The sequence below is a fragment of the Candidatus Enterovibrio escicola genome, assembly GCF_002464935.1.
Classification (GTDB): Bacteria; Pseudomonadota; Gammaproteobacteria; order Enterobacterales; family Vibrionaceae; genus Enterovibrio; species Enterovibrio escicola.
In genome coordinates, this window is the sequence record NZ_NBYY01000034.1 from 128576 (window position 1) to 146579 (window position 18004).

The 18004-nt window shown below is 40.0% G+C and carries 15 protein-coding genes and 5 pseudogenes; 7 read left to right on the forward strand and 13 right to left on the reverse strand.

The window, feature by feature from the left end:
- Nucleotides 1–57: 57 nt before the first annotated feature.
- The 4 genes and pseudogenes from BTN49_RS11300 (at nucleotide 58) to BTN49_RS16750 (ending at nucleotide 3094) form a co-directional block, all read left to right on the forward strand.
- Nucleotides 58–1344 (forward strand): NCS2 family permease, encoded by a 1287-nt coding sequence (locus BTN49_RS11300; protein ID WP_097357254.1) that lies wholly within the window; start codon nucleotides 58–60, stop codon nucleotides 1342–1344.
- Between the two features lie 65 nt (nucleotides 1345–1409).
- Nucleotides 1410–1868, forward strand: coding sequence for a xanthine phosphoribosyltransferase (gene gpt / locus BTN49_RS11305; RefSeq protein ID WP_097357255.1), 459 nt, complete (start codon nucleotides 1410–1412; stop codon nucleotides 1866–1868).
- 605 nt (nucleotides 1869–2473) lie between these two features.
- Nucleotides 2474–2887: pseudogene (locus BTN49_RS11315) on the forward strand (transposase).
- 24 nt (nucleotides 2888–2911) lie between these two features.
- A complete protein-coding gene (locus tag BTN49_RS16750) occupies nucleotides 2912–3094 on the forward strand; it encodes a hypothetical protein (protein WP_150138541.1) in 183 nt (60 codons plus the stop codon).
- Nucleotides 3095–3133: 39 nt separating this feature from the next.
- Here BTN49_RS16750 and BTN49_RS18510 read toward each other — a convergent pair.
- A pseudogene (locus tag BTN49_RS18510) lies at nucleotides 3134–3238 on the reverse strand (IS982 family transposase); the annotation flags it as partial.
- A 155-nt stretch (nucleotides 3239–3393) separates the two neighbouring features.
- Between BTN49_RS18510 and tcdA the strand changes: the two are divergent.
- Nucleotides 3394–4206 carry a tRNA cyclic N6-threonylcarbamoyladenosine(37) synthase TcdA gene (gene tcdA / locus BTN49_RS11325; RefSeq protein WP_097357259.1) on the forward strand — a complete coding sequence of 271 codons (813 nt, stop codon included), beginning with the start codon at nucleotides 3394–3396 and terminating at the stop codon, nucleotides 4204–4206.
- A gap of 114 nt (nucleotides 4207–4320) precedes the next feature.
- On the opposite strand, the pseudogene BTN49_RS22700 reads toward tcdA, so the two are convergent.
- The 8 genes and pseudogenes from BTN49_RS22700 to BTN49_RS11360 all read right to left on the reverse strand — a co-directional run.
- A pseudogene (locus BTN49_RS22700) lies at nucleotides 4321–4671 on the reverse strand (IS982 family transposase); the annotation flags it as partial.
- A gap of 391 nt (nucleotides 4672–5062) precedes the next feature.
- Nucleotides 5063–5428, reverse strand: a complete 366-nt coding sequence (locus BTN49_RS19460) for a transposase (protein ID WP_097357260.1) — start codon at nucleotides 5426–5428, stop codon at nucleotides 5063–5065.
- Nucleotides 5429–5628: 200 nt separating this feature from the next.
- Nucleotides 5629–5922: a hypothetical protein gene (locus tag BTN49_RS11335; RefSeq protein ID WP_158523761.1), complete on the reverse strand. Its 294-nt coding sequence runs from the start codon at nucleotides 5920–5922 to the stop codon at nucleotides 5629–5631.
- 481 nt (nucleotides 5923–6403) lie between these two features.
- Nucleotides 6404–8221, reverse strand: coding sequence for a class I poly(R)-hydroxyalkanoic acid synthase (phaC, locus tag BTN49_RS11340; protein ID WP_097357320.1), 1818 nt, complete (start codon nucleotides 8219–8221; stop codon nucleotides 6404–6406).
- Nucleotides 8222–8281: 60 nt separating this feature from the next.
- A complete protein-coding gene (locus tag BTN49_RS11345; protein ID WP_097357262.1) occupies nucleotides 8282–8629 on the reverse strand; it encodes a phasin family protein in 348 nt (115 codons plus the stop codon).
- 45 nt (nucleotides 8630–8674) lie between these two features.
- Nucleotides 8675–9889 (reverse strand): acetyl-CoA C-acetyltransferase, encoded by a 1215-nt coding sequence (locus tag BTN49_RS11350; RefSeq protein WP_097357263.1) that lies wholly within the window; start codon nucleotides 9887–9889, stop codon nucleotides 8675–8677.
- Between the two features lie 16 nt (nucleotides 9890–9905).
- Nucleotides 9906–10646 (reverse strand): SDR family oxidoreductase, encoded by a 741-nt coding sequence (locus BTN49_RS11355; RefSeq protein WP_097357264.1) that lies wholly within the window; start codon nucleotides 10644–10646, stop codon nucleotides 9906–9908.
- A 549-nt stretch (nucleotides 10647–11195) separates the two neighbouring features.
- Complete coding sequence (locus BTN49_RS11360) at nucleotides 11196–11618, reverse strand: SufE family protein (protein WP_097357265.1); 423 nt, start codon at nucleotides 11616–11618, stop codon at nucleotides 11196–11198.
- 410 nt (nucleotides 11619–12028) lie between these two features.
- Here BTN49_RS11360 and BTN49_RS22705 point away from each other — a divergent pair.
- A pseudogene (locus tag BTN49_RS22705) lies at nucleotides 12029–12925 on the forward strand (IS982 family transposase).
- 131 nt (nucleotides 12926–13056) lie between these two features.
- Here the strand turns inward: BTN49_RS22705 and BTN49_RS11370 are convergent.
- From BTN49_RS11370 to BTN49_RS21375, 4 genes and pseudogenes are all read right to left on the reverse strand, one after another.
- The gene (locus tag BTN49_RS11370) at nucleotides 13057–14280 is read right to left on the reverse strand and encodes an aminotransferase class V-fold PLP-dependent enzyme (RefSeq protein ID WP_097357321.1); all 1224 of its coding nucleotides are present in this window, start codon (nucleotides 14278–14280) and stop codon (nucleotides 13057–13059) included.
- A gap of 980 nt (nucleotides 14281–15260) precedes the next feature.
- Nucleotides 15261–16057, reverse strand: a pseudogene (locus tag BTN49_RS11375) (IS982 family transposase).
- Between the two features lie 204 nt (nucleotides 16058–16261).
- Complete coding sequence (locus BTN49_RS21370) at nucleotides 16262–16396, reverse strand: IS1 family transposase (protein WP_146679428.1); 135 nt, start codon at nucleotides 16394–16396, stop codon at nucleotides 16262–16264.
- 117 nt (nucleotides 16397–16513) lie between these two features.
- Nucleotides 16514–16702, reverse strand: coding sequence for an IS1-like element transposase (locus BTN49_RS21375; protein WP_146679429.1), 189 nt, complete (start codon nucleotides 16700–16702; stop codon nucleotides 16514–16516).
- A gap of 208 nt (nucleotides 16703–16910) precedes the next feature.
- Here BTN49_RS21375 and mltA point away from each other — a divergent pair, with 208 nt between their 5' ends.
- Nucleotides 16911–17987 carry a murein transglycosylase A gene (mltA, locus tag BTN49_RS11380; protein WP_097357266.1) on the forward strand — a complete coding sequence of 359 codons (1077 nt, stop codon included), beginning with the start codon at nucleotides 16911–16913 and terminating at the stop codon, nucleotides 17985–17987.
- The last annotated feature ends 17 nt before the right edge of the window (nucleotides 17988–18004 follow it).

Here is an 18004-nt window from a genome sequence, read left to right on the forward strand (position 1 = left end):
TTTACCTAAGCGTTGCTTAAAATTGACATACACACACTTTCCAAGGAATCAAAAGCCATGCTTGAGCATATTTTTAAACTAAAAGAGCACGGTACAGATGTTCGAACTGAGGTTATTGCAGGATTAACCACTTTCATGACTATGGCTTATATAATTTTTGTTAATCCAGCTGTCTTGTCAGAAACTGGAATGGATCGCGGTGCAGTCTTTGTCGCCACTTGTTTAGCTGCTGCAATTGGTTGTTTTATTATGGGTCTGGTAGCTAATTACCCTGTGGCCCAAGCCCCAGGTATGGGGTTGAATGCGTTCTTTACCTATACCGTTGTTTTCCAAATGGGGTATACGTGGCAAGTTGCTTTGGCTGCGGTCTTCCTATCTGGTCTTTGCTTTATCTCGTTGAGCTTGTTTAGAGTTCGTGAATTGATCATCAATGCTATTCCTATTTCTTTGCGCACGGGAATTTCAGCGGGTATTGGTATGTTCTTGGCGCTGATTGCGTTGCAGAATTCTGGTATTGTTATCGCTCACCCTGCAACCTTAATTTCTATGGGAGACATTTCTTCCTTTGGTCCTGCGATGGCTGGGCTTGGATTTTTTTTGATTATCGGTTTGGTTACCCGTGGCGTTAAGGGTGCGGTAATGATCTCAATTCTGATTGTTACTGCGCTCGCTGTTATCTGCAGTGACGTTCAGTACACTGGGATACTATCTGCACCACCAAGCATTGGGCCTACCTTTATGCAGCTCGACTTATCCGGAGCAATGACAGTAGGAATGATTGCTATCGTATTTGCATTCTTGTTTGTTGACCTGTTTGATACTGCAGGAACTTTGGTGAGTGTGGCACAAAAAGCAGATATGCTAGATCTACATGGTAAACTTCCACGTCTTAGACGTGCACTGTTGGCGGATAGTACTGCAACTACTATTGGAGCCATTCTAGGTACGTCAAATACCACGTCTTACGTAGAAAGTGTGGCGGGTGTTGTAGCAGGGGGTCGTACGGGATTAACTGCGGTGGTCGTTGGTATTATGTTCCTACTGGCACTGTTCTTTTCACCATTAGCTGATATGGTTCCTCGATATGCCACAGCGGGTGCGCTGTTTTATGTTGCAATTTTGATGATATCCGGTCTTGTCAACTTGGATTGGTGTGATCTCACAGAAGCAGCACCCGTAGTTGTGGTGTGTTTGCTGACTCCACTGACTTATTCCATCACACATGGTATTGGTTTAGGCTTTATTTCTTACTGTGCAATTAAGGTTATCAGTGGTAGAGGGAGTGATGTACCTGTTAGTATTTGGGTTCTGGCTGTCCTTTTCTTACTAAAATTTATTGTGTAAGAGACAATACTTCGAAATTAACACTATGAGTTAAATGGCGCCCATCGCCACTAAGGTTTTTTAGAATGAAAAATAAGTTTGTTATTACGTGGGATAACATGCAAATGTATACTCGCCAATTGGCCGATAAATTGTTACCAGCAGAGCAATGGATAGGTATAATTGCTGTAAGCAGAGGGGGGTTGGTTCCTGCAGCTATTTTGGCGCGTGAACTGGATCTTCACCACGTTGATACCGTGTGTATTTCGAGCTATGATCATGATCAGCAACATGATATGAACATCATTAAAAAAGCTGAGGGTGATGGCGAAGGCTTCATAGTTGTTGATGATTTAGTTGATACAGGTGGCACTGCGAAAGTGATTCGTGAGATGTATCCGAAGGCTAAATTTGTAACTGTATGTGCGAAGCCACTTGGTAAGCACTTGGTTGATGACTACGTGGTTGATGTTATCCAAGATTGTTGGATTGAACAACCATGGGATATGGCAGTAGTATTCGTGGAACCTATCGCAAGGTGTTAGCTTAATAAAGAAACCAAGAATGGGACTTTTATATAGTCAGCGTTAAATTTTGAGGGCTAATATTAAGTCATATATTCAATGGGTTGATTATGATTTAAAGGTAATACTCACGTTAATCGTGTGTTCTATAAGTTGGTTGCCCTCTAGAAAATAAATTTTCTCGTGGTTATAAATTTTGTTAAAATATATGATATCTGCAGTAATAGACCACTGGTTTGTAAATGACACTGATGAACCATTAAATTTATTGAATACGTAACCTTCCAGTTCAATGAATATACCGATCACTTTGTTGTGCATTTTACTTGACGGAGGGCGTTAGTAAACCGTGGTTCAGTTACTTCTTGGTAAGATGACGAGATCGGCATTGTCTAAATAGTAGCTACGTCTATCTAAAAAGTCACTGAACCAAGGTTTATTAATGCTTGATTATATTGTTTCCAGTTTCCGATCTTGTAGGGGGCATTTTCCATAATCACCTCCCGCTTCACTCCATGATGATCTAATCGTAGGAATTGCGATTAGTTTAGATATTTAGGAAACAACGCCTCTGCCTTACCACCAATTTTCCTAAATTAGTCAGCTACACGCAAATGCTCAAGTTCATGCAAGTTATTTTGGTTCCACTTTGCTCTTACCTCACTCACCGTCAGGCAAGGCAAATAGGGATTGCTCTTGTTGATTCGTCTAAGCTACAGGTTTGTCACAACCTACGCATTCTCAAACATCAGATTGGTAAAGGTATCATGAAGTTAGGAAAAGGAACGATGGGTAGTTATACGACTTCAAATTACACCTTATTATCAATGACCACAGTTGGCATTATCTCAGTCAGAGTGATGACGGCTAACGTGGATGATAGTAAGCCTGTGGCGGAAATGGCTGACGAGCTTTGAAGGTGTTTATACGGAGACAAAGGTTATATATCTAGTCCATTGGAACTAGAATTTGTAGACAAGAGAGTGACACTGATAACGGGTATGAAAAAGAATATAAAACCCAAAGTGATGAAACTTTGAGACCGCCTAATACTCCGGAAATGATTGATTATTGAAACCGTTTTTGACCAACTAAAAAATATATCCCAAATAGATCATTTTCGGTACCGAAGTGGAGTGAGCTTTATGGTCAACTTGCTGGCGGGGCTTATCGCGTATTCATTTCAACCAAAAAAGAAGAGCATCAAGATGACTAGGTTTGATAAGCAAGCGCTTATGCAGATCTGAGGTTAACTAATTCAGGAAATTCATTGGTGAGGTGGTAGCACGCCAAAAAAAGTGGATGTAATAGGTTTTGAAGTCTCGATACCCTGATTGATGAAAAGCTATCACTATCGTCATCACTTCGCTAACTGAGAGGCGAGAAGGTTTGTTCCAGTTACACCTATGATTGAGTTATCTTAAACGTGTGATTGTATATCCCCCATTTTGGTGATGGTAGAAGCATTGAGCAGATATAGACATTTCTGCTCCAAGCGAGTATAAACCTCAATACATCCCTACGACTTGGAGCTAACCAATAAAGTATGTCGACAACACCAGTGCCCGCGTCTGATCGCTACCAGCAACGCTTCAGTGGCACTTGCCGCTTATATGGCATGTTTGGGCTCGAAATTCTACGAAGATCTCATATTTGTGTGATCGGTATTGGTGGTGTTGGATCGTGGGCAGTGGAGGCGTTAGCGCGTAGTGGTGTTGGTGCTTTGACGCTGGTAGATATGGATGATGTGTGCGTAACCAACATGAACCGGCAGATCCATGCAATGTCGGGAACGATCGGGCAAAGTAAGATTGAGGTAATGGCTGATCGTGTTCGTGCAATTAACCCTGATTGCCAGATCACATTAATTGATGATTTTATTTCAGAAGCTAATATTCCGCAATACATTACAAAAAACTTTGATTACGTACTGGATGCCATCGATAGCATTCAGCCAAAGACAGCCCTGTTAGTATACTGCAAACGCAACAAAATAAGAGTTATTACTGTAGGTGGCGCTGGTGGGCAGATAGACCCAACCCAGATCCAAGTTGCAGATTTAACCAAATCAGTCCAAGACCCTTTGGCAGCAAAACTCCGGAATAATTTACGCTACTTTCACAACTTCACAAAAACGAAAAACAGGAAATTCGGTATTGATTGTGTCTTTTCGACCGAGAAACTTAGATATCCACAACCAGACGGCAGTGTATGCGAAGCTAAAGTCAGTGGAAAAGGCTCCAAGAAATTGGATTGTTCAACTGGTTTTGGTGCTGCAACTATGGTGACAGCAACTTTTGGCTTCATTGCTGTATCTCGAATTATTGCTAAGTTAATGGCAAGGAAAAAACTAACCTGAGCTGTGCTCAAGGTGTAATTGAAAGCTGTAGAACTACCCCACCGTTCCTTTTCTTCACTTCTAGGTACCTTTAAAAGTCTGATGTCTGAGAACGCGTAGGTTGTGATAAACCTATAGCTTAGACGAAATCAACAAAGGCATCCTTATTTGCCTTGCCTGACGGTGAGTGAGGTAAGAGCAAAGCGGAACTAGGACATCTTATATGAGTTTGAGCATCCTCGTATAACTAATTCAGGAAATTCGTTAGTGAGGTAGCACGCCAAAAAAAGTGGATGTAATAGGTTTTGAAGTCTCGATACTCCGATTGATGGAAAGCTATCACTATCGTCATCACTTCGCTAACTGAGAGGCGAGAAACCTTGTTTTTTATTTGATACCGGAAGAAATTAGGTGTTTTTCCCATGCAGGGAGGGAAATCTGGCAGAAATCATCAGCATCTACGACAACTGCGTCTAAGTTATTCATGCCAAAGTCCTTATGCAGTCAATAGTTTTTTAACAATCAGATCGCGATTTTGGCATTTAGTTCATTTCTTATGCGCCGCTCAGATTGATTAATCATAGTCAGCCGTTTATCTATTAAATAAATGAACAAGTTGTTTCAGTTGAGGCATTTTTATATTGGCGGTAACACTGATACCCTACAAAACCTGTTTATACGATTACGGCAAATAATGGTCTTAAATTTGCCCGTCATGAAGAGATTGTAAAAGCTTTGGATGCAGAAATTGACTTCACCTACCCTTACAGTTCAGAGGAACTGTGAAAAGAAATCATATTAGTTAACCACTATCGTAAGAAAATAAATCGAAGAATACACCCTGTTTTGGATGGGAAAGTCGAACAAACTACATCCCTCACCCACAAAACACACATTTTAAAGGATTACGACCTGCTATCTCTTCGAAACACTCTACATAGCTGATACGTTTGGTGTAACTCATCATTGCATCCACCAAGTCTCCTCCTGCCCTCGCTATCACTTCATACCACTTCTTAAAGCTCGTTGTCGCTTGGAGGCCAAAATATCTCACTCTTTGAAATCCTTTAGGAAGACTGTGCTGAGACAGTCTGCCAACAAATACCTGAATATCCACTGTCTCATACGTTTTTAACTTCGTTTTATGTGATTGATAGTAATACCTGATTTGATGACCGTCAGACCCAACTATCCTAGATAATCCTATCGACGGGGATGACAAATAGTTGGTTAGGTATCTTATTAACCCTCAGTAGCTTTTGCTTAGAACTTTATTTTTACGATCATTGCCATGATGGGCATAGAAATTATCAGGATAATTAGCCCATAAGGTTTTAATCACATATTAACGCACCGGAAACTCAATCTTCATCAACTTCAGTAAGTGTTTTTTTAAAGTAATCGTAACTGAAATAACGATAAATGCTGAAACCTTGTCCAATCCTAGTTTGAAGAAAAGAATGCACCTTTAGCCAGTATCACATGTAAATGCAGATTGTAGTTGCTATTACAACTATGGATATGGATGAAAACAAAGACGGCAATTTCACACGCATCAGTCTTAAAATACGCTTGAATCAACTCTGATAAGCAGCCTTCCGATAAGACCATAAACCAAAAATAAAAACGCTTCTGATTGGAGTGATTATGGGAAGGAATACGAAGTTGCTCAGGCAATGTTAAGGCAACTTGCCGATAGCTCACTCTAGGAAACAGGCAGACGCTTATTTTGACCATACTCTCCCGTGCATAACGTTTTTCACATTGCGGACAAGCTTTCCCCTTACAACATAAAGTTAACTTTATGTTGCCCTTGACCGCAATCCAAGCATTGGTAAGTAGCAAAACCATTTTCTGAGCTTCCACACTTCAGCATCTTAGCGATTTATAAATGATAATAATCGGTGTCATAGCTGGGATGACTGGATAGGAATATGACCAAATTCGTAGTGAAAATATATTTCAAGCGAAGCAGTTTTGATTGGATACCTTTAACATTCATTCATGCCTTTTATCTGTTCAATCGTGCTAAATGTATCACAGAAAGGGACAGGTATTAAGCCCCACTACATATAGTTTCTGGGAGGAAATTTCTAGGTAAAATAAACAGAAGAGGAAAATTGGTTTTTGTGATTGTACATACAGTACATAAAAAAGGCCACCCTTTCAGGAGGCCTTTTTTATGTTGATGTAAGTGTAAATAAAGTAGTTTAGGGTATTAAGCATTAGTGCTTTTGAGATCTCTCCTTTCCAGTACTTTCTTCTTCGGTTCAATAGGTAGAACCTCTTTAACATACTCTCCAGGGGCAGATCCAATAACTGGATAGTTTCTTGATCCTAGTGCATATGGTACAATTTGTTCTTTCGGGTTGAAAGCTTTAAGCCACTTATTCCAATGCAACCACCAAGATCCTGTATTGTGGTTAGCCCCTCTATACCATTCATCGGCCGACTCACACAGCTCCTGGTTAACCCAGTAGCCATATTTATTTTTATCAGGATGATTGATGATGCCTGCAATATGCCCAGACTCCCCTAATACAAAAGTCTTTTTACCACCTAGATTTAACGCTCCTCGATAAGTACCTTGCCAAAGGGCAATATGATCTTCTTTAGTAGAGATGAAGTAAGCTGGTATTTTAATCTTGTTCAAGTCAATCCAAACACCACCAATATTTACACCTTTATCTTCGACTAAACGATTGTTCAAATACAGTTCACGTAGAATAAAGTTATGGGTTGCTGCAGCAACGTTAGTGCTATCGCTGTTCCAGTAAAGGAGATCAAAATCAACAGGACTATTCCCCTTTAGGTAGTTGTCAATGTAGTAATTCCAGTACAAGCTGTTTTCACGCAACAGACTGAAGATAACGCTTAGTGAACGACCATCCATGTAACCACGAGAATTGTTTTGTAACTCAATCGCACTGATCAAACTTTCTGTAATATAAGCACCCACTTCACCAGGTTGAGAAAAGTCAAGCAAGGTTGCGAAAAATGTTACAGATTTAATACGCGCCTTCATGCGTTTTAACGCATAGTAGGCGACTGTACACGCCAAGATGGTTCCACCAATGCAATAACCAGCTGCATTGATTTGCGATCGACCGGTAATGTCTTCAATCACACTGACAGCTTTGACTACACCCTCTGTAATGTAATCACCAAACTGAAGATCTTTTTGTTCCTCAGTAGGATTCCGCCACGAAATCATAAAAATAACATGGCCTTGTTCTAGCAGCCACCGAATCATTGAGTTCTTCTTGCGAAGATCAAGAACGTAGTATTTATTAATAAATGGCGGTACCATCAACAGTGGTGTAGCGTTTACTTTTTCCGTCATTGGACGGTATTGAATAAGTTCGAACAGCTCATTTTTATATACCACATCACCTACAGTATTAGCTAAGTCTACGCCAATACGGAACGCATTGTTGTTAGTCATTCTAACTTTAAGAATGTCTGAACTGGACTCAATGTCCTCTTGCAACTGTTTTAGACCTTTCACTAGATTTTCGCCATTCTTTTCAAGAGTAAGGCGAAATAATTCTGGATTTGTTCCAATAAAGTTGCTCGGCGACATAGCATTGAGTGCTTGACGTGAAAAGAATGTCAAACGTTCCTTCGTTTTTTCATCAAGGTCCTCAATAGAGTTGATAGTTGTAAGATAAGTTTGGCTAAATAGCAGGTAAGACTGCTTAATAAAATTATAAAATACTTTATCCTGCCAGTTTTTATCTTGAAATCGCTTATCATCATCTTCAGGTTCAACGATTTTTACACTGTTTGCAGCGAGTACAACGTTGTGCCAGATACTTAGTTGTTTTTCCCACCACTGCGCCTGAATTTGCAACATCGCAGCTGGTTGTTTTGCGGCAAGTTCAAAAAACTTAGTTGTATCTTCGATACTCTGTTCTTGTATTGCCTGGTTCACTGGATCATTTACGGCTGCCTTGCCTTGCTCAAGATCCTTCCACCATTGCTGGTTACTCTCTTGGAGTTTTACAAGGTAGTCCGAGAAGAAGTTCTGAAACATGTGTAAACCCTCTTTATCGGAAACAACGCCACCCTCCATACAGGAGGGTGGTAATCCTAATTAGGCTGGAGTTGCAGCTTTAATATTTTCAGTTGTAAGTTTTTCTAGATCTTCTTTAAACTCTTTAGATATGGTTTGCATCTTAGTACTGTCCTCCATCATTTGCTGAGAGAGTTTGCTCAGCGCGGCCAGTTGCTGACTACTGAATGCAGTTAAAGAAGTAATATCAGTGACATTGCTTGCTGCTTTCATTTGAGCTAGACCCATTTCACTGTAAGTACGAACTGCGTTCAGCTGAAGTTCTGCCATAGTTATAGCGTTTTTCGCGACCATTTTGTTGAACTTAACGTAAGGAGCCAAGGTTTTTTCAGTTTGCTCTGAGAATGCTTTAAACATATCTGTGTACATGGTATATCTCCTAAGTGTATTAATTGGTTATTAAGGGATGTAAGGTTAATTAGTTACAACACGTTTTACAATGACAGCCGTACCCATGCCACCTCCGATACAAAGCGAAGCTACACCATACTTACCTTCGCTCTTTTTCAACTCGTGGATCAGTGACACCAAAACACGGTTCCCTGATGCCCCAAGCGGGTGACCCAATGCAATTGCGCCTCCGTTAACATTAGCTTTATCTAGAATTGCTTCAGACCTGACGTTATGTGTGTCTGCAAGCTGATGAATAACTCCCAACGCTTGAGCCGCGAAAGCTTCGTTGAGTTCAAACAGATCCATATCTGAAATAGAAAGCTTTGCTTTTCTCAGAGCTTCTGTTATAGCTCCAACAGGGCCTAATCCCATGATTTTCGGATCTAACCCAACTTGTGCGTAGCTGGTTATTTCAACTAATGGTTTTAATCCAAGACGTTTAACTGCAGTTTCAGAAGCCACGATTATAGCACTGGCACCATCATTTAAACCTGATGAGTTACCTGCAGTGACCGTACCTTCTCGGGTGAACGCAGGTAAAAGTTTTGCCAAACACTCTAGGGTAGTATCTGCTTTTGGGTATTCGTCAATATAGAAAGAAACCGTTTGGTAATGTTGCTTGATTTCGACGGGGACTATTTCATCTTTGAATCGACCTGATTCTATCGCCGCCACAGCTTTTTGTTGGCTTTGTAGAGCATAGGTATCTTGTTGCACACGGCTGATACCAACCAGTTCAGTAATGTTTTCTGCAGTTACACCCATGTGAAATTTATTGAAAACATCAGTGAGACCATCACTGATTAGAAGATCATTAAGGTTGATGTTCCCCATTTTTTGACCACTACGCAATGATCCAGAGGCTGCGAATGGAATTTGAGACATGTTTTCTACACCAGCAGCAACCACTACATCAGCATCACCACAACGGATGTGTGTAACAGCATCCATGACTACTTTCATACCGCTTCCGCAAACCATATTAATCGAGTAAGCAGGGACAGATTGAGGAATACCCGCAAACATAGCAGCCTGACGACCAATGCCCATACCTTGACCTGCACTGATAACATTACCTAAGATAACTTCGTTGACAGACTCAGGTGCAACGTTACTTTCTTTTAGCACGCTTTCAATGGCTATCGCAGCGAGTTTACCTGCTGGTATATCTTTTAATGAACCCATAAATGAGCCAATTGCGGTACGTTTAGCTGCAACGATATACACTTTTTCCATGTGGACGCCCCCCTGTTTAGCTCATGTACAAGCCACCGTTAACCGACAGCGTTTCTCCAGTAATATAGGCAGCAGCATCACTAGCTAAATATGCGACCGCTTCTGCGATTTCTTCTGGTTTAGCCAAACGTTTCATCGGAATTTTACTCTTGATAGCATCGAGAATACCCTCGCGCATTGTTTCCACCATGGGTGTTGCAGTATAACCTGGAGCAACAACATTCGCAGTGACGTCATAACGAGCTCCTTCCATTGCCAACGCTTTAGTAAAACCAATCATACCTGCCTTTGCTGCCGAGTAATTAGTTTGACCAAATTGCCCTTTAAGGCCATTGACAGAGGAAATATTTATGACACGACACCCCCTTTTTTCACACATCGCTGAAAACAGCGGTTGGGTGACATTAAATAAGCTATTTAGGTTGGTATCAATAACCGTGTTCCAGCTATCCGCTGTCATTTTCGTGAACAATGAATCGAGAATAACACCCGCATTATTTACAGCAACATCCACGGTACCTTCTTCTTCTAGAAGGGTAGTAAGACGCGTAGCACACTCTTCTGTGTTCGTCACGTCTAGCTCAAACAAGCGGACTTGTTCTAGATTAAATTTCTTCTCTTCGAACCATAGCTCTGCGCAGCGCAGATTTCCGGTGAAGTAGGTAGCAACTACGCGATAGCCTTGGTTGACTAGCTTTTCCGTTATCGCTGAGCCGATACAACCTTTCGACCCTGTGACGAGTGCTAGTTTTCTCATTGACAACTCCATTGTTAACAACAAGCAATTAAATTTACCCCCGTTACTACATTTGGCTATCCAAAAATACAGGCACCGATGATTATGATAGTTTAAACTCAATAAATTTTAGGTTACGAAAATTCATTAAGCTCCAAGCAACTTCCGTTATTATTACGATGCTCTTTTTATCACCATTACCAAAGATACTCAATCTTTTGAATAAGGCAAAAAGAAAAACACAAAAATCCAAAAAACAAGACATACATCAACAATAAACAACCTAAAGCTAAGAAAAAATCAAATTTTAATTTGTTTTGGAAATTAATACTGTGCTGGTATTGTTGTATTTGTCTATTTTTTATAGAAAGTGATGTTCTTTTTATATTTTTACGTGATGCATTATGCACGAAAAATATGCAATAAAAGTTAAAACATAAAGGTTTATTTGTGTAAATAAGCATGTTGTTATCATTGACTGCAGTCTAAACACTCAAGATGAGTGCTGTACAGTAAAGTACACAAATACCATAGGTCACTAAGTGAATGTCCTACGTCTAGAAAGACGTACTAAATGTTCTTAATTTGTTTGATTATCACACGTAGATCGTTACTGAGAGACTGGCTGATATGGTTAATAAAATCCATGGTAGAAAAATATTCCTCAAAGTTAAAAGCCTTCAATTTCTCATGTGTTTTAGCTTCAATTGAAGCTAAAATAAGTGCAAGTAAACCCTTAACAATTCTTGAGTCTGCATCAGCAGAGAAGTAATAGTAGTCATCCACTTTTTTCCAGACTAACCAGACTTGGCTTTCACATCCGAGTCCTTGGAGGCTTTGTGGTTTGAGTGCCTCATCCATGATTGGAAGTTTCTTTCCCATTTGGATAACAAGTCTATATTTGTCTTCCCAGCTATAACATGCAGACATTTTATCCAAAATATCATCGGCCGTAATCTCAGTACCGAATGGATGTGAGCAGAGTGTATTCATTATTACTCATTATGATATGTTGATCATTGATGTGTACGTTTTAAACATACATGGTGAAGCGTTAGAATCACTTCGCCAAAACAACCTAACCTACAACACCATGCATAGAACCATGTTAACTGATAATCACTAGGAACTGTTACTCCAACTAGTGAAAAACACTGGTCGTGTATATGACCAACTTGAACATGGAGTGACTTTTGAAGTCATTCTCTATTCCGTTGTTTTAAAGGTGAGAAGACCGTCATTGCTAAGCGAAATCATGGGTGAGATAGAGATCAAAGCAGTATCAACTTCTCTCTATATTAAATATCGTTATTTAACCTGAGCTACGCATAAGAAATGAACTAAATGCCTAAGTTGCGATCAGATCTTTTGAAATAAACTATTGACTGCACAAGGACTTGGGTATGAATGACTTAGACTCTATTTTTGCCGATGTCGACGACTTCTACCAGACTTTCCTCCCTGCTTAGAAAAAATACCTAATTTCTTTCGGTATCAAATAAAGAAACAAGCCTTTTTGCCTCTTTGTTAGCAAAGTGATGACGGTAGTGATAGCTTTACATCAACCGTGGGATCGAGACTTCAAAACTTATTACATCCACTTTGTTTTCTTCTTCCTCACCAACTAATTTCCTGAATTAGTTAGCGACATGAGGATGCGCAAGCTCATGCAAGGTATCCTATTTTTGCTTTGCTCTCACCTCACTTACCGTCAGGCAAGGCCGACAGTAATTTCCTTTGTTGATTCGTCTAAGCTACAGGTTTGTCACAACCTACGCATTCTCAGACATCAGGTTTTTAAAGGTACTGCGAAGCGAGGAAAAGGAACGAGGGGTGGTTCTACGGTTTCAAATTCCACCTTACTATCAATGACCAAGGTGGAATTGTCTTAATCAAAGTGACGACGGTTAACGTGGATGATAGAAAACCTGTATCGGAAATGGTTGACGAGACTTAGGGGTGTTTATACGGAGAGAAAGGTTATATCTCTGATCCATTGGAGCGAAAACTTGCAGACGAGGGAGTGACACTAATAACGGGTATAAAAAGAACATGAAACCCAAAGTATAAAACTTTGAAACCGCCTGATGCTCCGGAAACGATTTATTATTGAAATCGTTTTAGACCAACTAAAAAATATATCCCAAATCGAGTATTCTCGGCACCTTAATTGTATCAGTGTTATGGTCAACTTGCTGGCGGGGCTTATCGCGTATTCATTTCAACCAAAGAAGCCGAGCTTCAAGATGACTAGGTTTAATAAGCAAGTGCTTATACAGATTTCAGGTTATTTAGTATAAATACCTATGTGACGAATTTAGAAAAAAATTACATCAGTGATAGTATCACTAGAATTTATATTAATTTAACTGCCGTTGTCGTTATATTGTTAAACAAATTTTGTACAGCATAGATCAACAACCCCTAGGGTTTAAAGTAAATTACAAGCTTTCTGTATTGCCGTAATGCATCGTTCGATTTCATCAGACGTATTATATAAGGCGATAGACACTCGTACGCATCCTTTTATTCCAAGCACATCCATCAGAGGATGTGCACAGTGGCGGCCAGATCTCACGGCAATACCTTGTTGGTCTAGGAGGATTGCAATATCAGAATGATGAACACCTTCCACCGTAAATGCAACTACATTCGCGCCTTGTTGTAAACCTATAATGTTGAGGTCATCAATATCACGAATTCCTAAAATTAACTGAGATTGCAATGATGCAATGTGTTGTTTTGCTTTTTTTTTGTCGAGGCTATTAAACCATAAAATGGCTTTTTCTAACGCGAGCGCACCTGCAACATTAGGGGTGCCTGCTTCAAACTTAGCTGGAGAATCTGCAAATAGTGTACCTTCAAAAGAGACTTTCTCTACCATTTTCCCACCACCATGCCAAGGGGGCATAACATCTAATAATGCAGCCTTGCCGTATAGCACGCCAATACCGGAAGGTGCAAACAGTTTATGTCCCGAGAAAACGTAGAAATCAGCATCTATAGCATTCACATCTATAGGTTCATGAACTACAGCTTGTGCACCATCAACAACTACAACTACACCATACTCATGTGCTTTTTTTATAATGTCTTTAAGAGGATTCAGAGTACCAGTAACATTGCTGATATGACTGACAGCAACAATCTTCGTTTTGTCATTAAGAAGATTTTTATAGGCGATCATATCAAGTGTGCAGGAGATAGGGTCGATTGACCACTTAACCACTTTTGCACCAGTCTGCTCAGCGATTAGTTGCCATGGCACAATATTTGCATGATGTTCCATTTCGCTGATCATAATTTCATCGCCAGGCTTGAGCGTTTGTCTTCCATAACTTTGAGCAATAAGATTTAACGCTTCGGTTGCTCCACGGGTCCAAATAATACAATCGTTATCTGCACCAAGAAATCCAGCAACAGTCTTGCGTGCTGTTTCAAAGCGATTGGTGATGGATCCTGTAAGCGAGTAACTACCTCGATGCACATTTGCTATTGCCCCTGAATAGAAAGTATTGATGCAATCAATAACTTGTATTGGCTTTTGAGTCGTCGCTGCACTGTCTAGATACACCAATGAGTGACCATTAATCAGATGATTTAAGAACGGAAAGTTACTACGAACAGCATCAATGTTGAAAGTTTGGCTTGTCATTATTTCGGTGTTGCTCAGTTCAGACATATTTAATAAAGAAATAATCGCTTTTCTCTGAGTTTAACTCAAGTGAAAAGTATGGTTATCTATTGAATAGATTGTTCTTCATGTAGAATGCCTATTTTTACATTGTAATCATTATAACTAGCGTTGACGTTAAAAGTTGTTTTGACCAGTATCATAAAGAGCTATGGTCAAATCTGGTATACAGCTTCCAAAGCAGTATCCTGATAATTGATGTTTGTTTCATGAATGCTATCTCTGAATTTCACGCCTTTGATGATATCCGCAAGTAATTTAAAGCCTCGCAGGCTATGCCGGTTAATCTCAACGGTTTACATCAGTTTGCAGGCCATGGCTAGTGTCGTTTTTCGGCTTCCACAATTCTTGGTTTTGTTCGTTCTTAACATCACCGTTGCAAACATTGATTCAATGGAGTTTGTCGTTCGAATATGTGTCCAGCACTCGGCGGAAAATCGTAAAATGCTAGCATTTCCACTTTGTCTTTGGGCAGACATTCCACTGCTTTGGAATATTTAGCACCATATCGTGCTTTCGAACTGTCCGAAGGTTTTCTCTGCCTTTTGTTGTACCTTCGCCATTCAGATATCGTGAAGCGTTTCGTTCATTCTTGGTTGAACAGATTTTTGAAATTTTGTTTAATACATTGGCCGTTTTGTATACCCAGAAACGCTAATGACGCGTCGTTGGATAATGCTTTGTCACTATATTCCAAAAAACGAAATCACCATCACTAACAGCGAGTTCAGGAGCGATACAAATACCGTGAACGTTAGCTGTGATAGAACTTCAAGCCAACCTGACCTCGGACTCCCTGTACCCATCGACAACAGCTAGCACTTCCTTCTGGCTGGTATTATCAACGCTGATGACAACAAGCAGGCAAAGCTTGTCATCCATCCTGACTTTGCAGTAAACACCATCGGCCAAAATGCAGACATACCGCCGTTTACTTAACCTCAGACCTGCATAAGCACTTGCTTATCAAACTTAGTTATCTTGATGCTCGACTTCTTTGGTTTAAATGAATACGCGATAAGCCACGCCAGCAAGTTGCCCATAAAGCTGATACAACTACGGCGCCAAGAATTCTCACTTTGGGATATGTTTTTCCACCCGTTATCAGTGTCACTCTCTGGTTTGCAAGTTCCCGCTCCAATGGACCAGAGATATAAACTTTATCTCCGTATAAACATCCCCAAAGCACGTCAACAATTTCCGATACAGGCTTTTTATCAGCCATGTTAGCCGTCGTCACTTTAACTGAGATAATACCACCTTGGTCGTTAATAATAAGGTGTAATTTGAAGCCGTAGAACCACCCTATCGTCCCTTTTCCTCGCTTCGCGGTACCTTTTTTTAAAATCGGATGTCTGAGAATGCATAGGTTATGGCAAACCTGTAACTTGGACGAATCAACGAAGGCAATCCATGTCAACCTTGCCTGACGGGGCGTGAGGTAAGAGCAAAGTGGAACCAAAACACTTTGCATGAGTTTGAACATTCGCGTGTAGCTGACTAATTCAGAAAATTCGTTGGTGAGGTAGCGGCAAACAAAGTAGATGTAATAGGTGTTGAAGTATCTATACCTCGATTGATGGAAAGCTATCACTATCGTCATTACTTCGCTAAATAAGAGACGAGAAGGCTTGTTTCTTTATTTGATACTAGAAGAAATAAGGTATTTTTTCCATGAAGGGAGAAATTTCTGGTAGAAGTAGTCAACATCGACAAAGACAGAATCTAGATTTTTCATATCCAAGTCCTTATACCGTCAATAGTTTTTTTAAACTATCAGATCGAGACTTGAGCATTTGGTTCATTTCTTATGCGCATTTAAGGTTATTTAGGTCATGTATCCAATCATTCTTAGATTTAGTCGTTTCGAGCGTATACGGAGGGTAAAATTTTCCCTCTTAATATGCATTTCCTTATAGAACTTGCCAACAATATGTCTATCCTAAGGATAGACATCGTACACATTGAAACCATCCGTGCACCAAAATGGGACATTGAATATGGATAACCGATTAAAAAGTAAATTTAATAACTTTCTTTCTCGATAACCGAATGCGTAAGCAATTATTTTCTTCACTCGAAGCTCTCAAGCATACCAGAACTAGCGAGAGATTTTTTATTGCCTACGAGAAAGACCATTGCTTATTTACTCCGCAGATAAGCACCTCTTCATGTATACCAAGAGGAAATGAGGTTACACAGCAGAGTGTAAGTTTTTTAAAACTAGGATAACCGAATTAATGCTGATATATAGCACTCGAAAAGAGTATCGGATACCCATATTGGGCATAGCAAGTTCAACAAATTTTTTATACACACCTGACAAGCTTTGTATGCATATTAAAGATAGAAGCTTCGGCAACATGCTTGGTAACGATAGCATTGGTGTCCACCACGGGCGATACCTTATTTTTAACCATTTTATGTGCTGGAAAACGACATTTAACGTCAACTCTAGCTATTAAGGGTCACCTTACAAAAGCAGATATTTTACACTACGTGCAACCTATTAAATATAATATTTCTATTTGCATTATAGAGTACACGGGTATCTATCACCCTTTTGATCCATATTTAAATCAGGATTTAACGTGAATCGTATACTTTGTATTACCGTTTTATTTTTATTATTAGCTGGATGTGTTCTCCCAACGGATCGTGGACAGAGGTACATTGACGGGAGTTTTGATGAAGTATTGAACTCGGTTTCCTTATTAGTGTTGGATAAACCCCAAAACAATTTTCTTTTCCTCGCACAACTGGAAAAAATTGAAACCATTTCTCCTGTTCTATCGATATCGCATGAGCCTCTTTACACCAGCGTTAAGGCGTGGTTGTCAGAAAGTGGAAATCCAACTACATTGACCGAATACAATATTCGATTTGAGCAAATGGGGGGCATCGATGGCTATGGTAACGTTCTATTTACAGGTTATTTTTCCCCAAAAATAAAATTACGGCATAAGCCTAACCTGCTATACCGTTACCCTATTTATTCAATTCCAATCTGCCAAACTCTCTGCCCAACTCGTAAGGAGATCTACAATGGAGCGTTAGATGGACTAGGTTTAGAATTGGGCTACAGCGCTTCGTTGATTGATAATTTCATTATGGAAATACAAGGGAGTGGTCTTATCCACTTCACTGATACCGAACAGTTGAGTTATTTTTCCTATGGTGGAAAAAACGGTCACCCTTACGTAAGTATTGGTAAAATATTGATTGAACGTGATGAAGTTCCACAAGAAAGTATGTCGCTTGAAGCAATTAAAGATTGGGTAGATACACAGGATGAAAAAACAGTGGTAGAGTTACTCAATCATAATACATCGTATGTATTCTTCTTGCCAAAAGCTGTTGCTCCAGTGACGGGTACGGCTGGTATTCCTCTGATTTCTGGTGTAGCTGTTGCAGCTGATCGTACGTTTTTTCCTATGGGTACTATATTGTTGGCAGAAGTACCTCAATTGGATGAACAAGGCAGTTGGAACGGCCAACACGTTTTAAAATTACTGATAGTTCTTGATACAGGCAGTGCCGTAAAGAAAAACCATCTTGATTTGTATCATGGTGTGGGTGATGAAGCAGGCATTAAAGCTGGTCATCAGAAGTATTTTGGTCGCGTCTGGAAACTCATAAACCTGAAAGCACCGAATGGAGTTGGTTGAATGTTGATGTTTCTCGT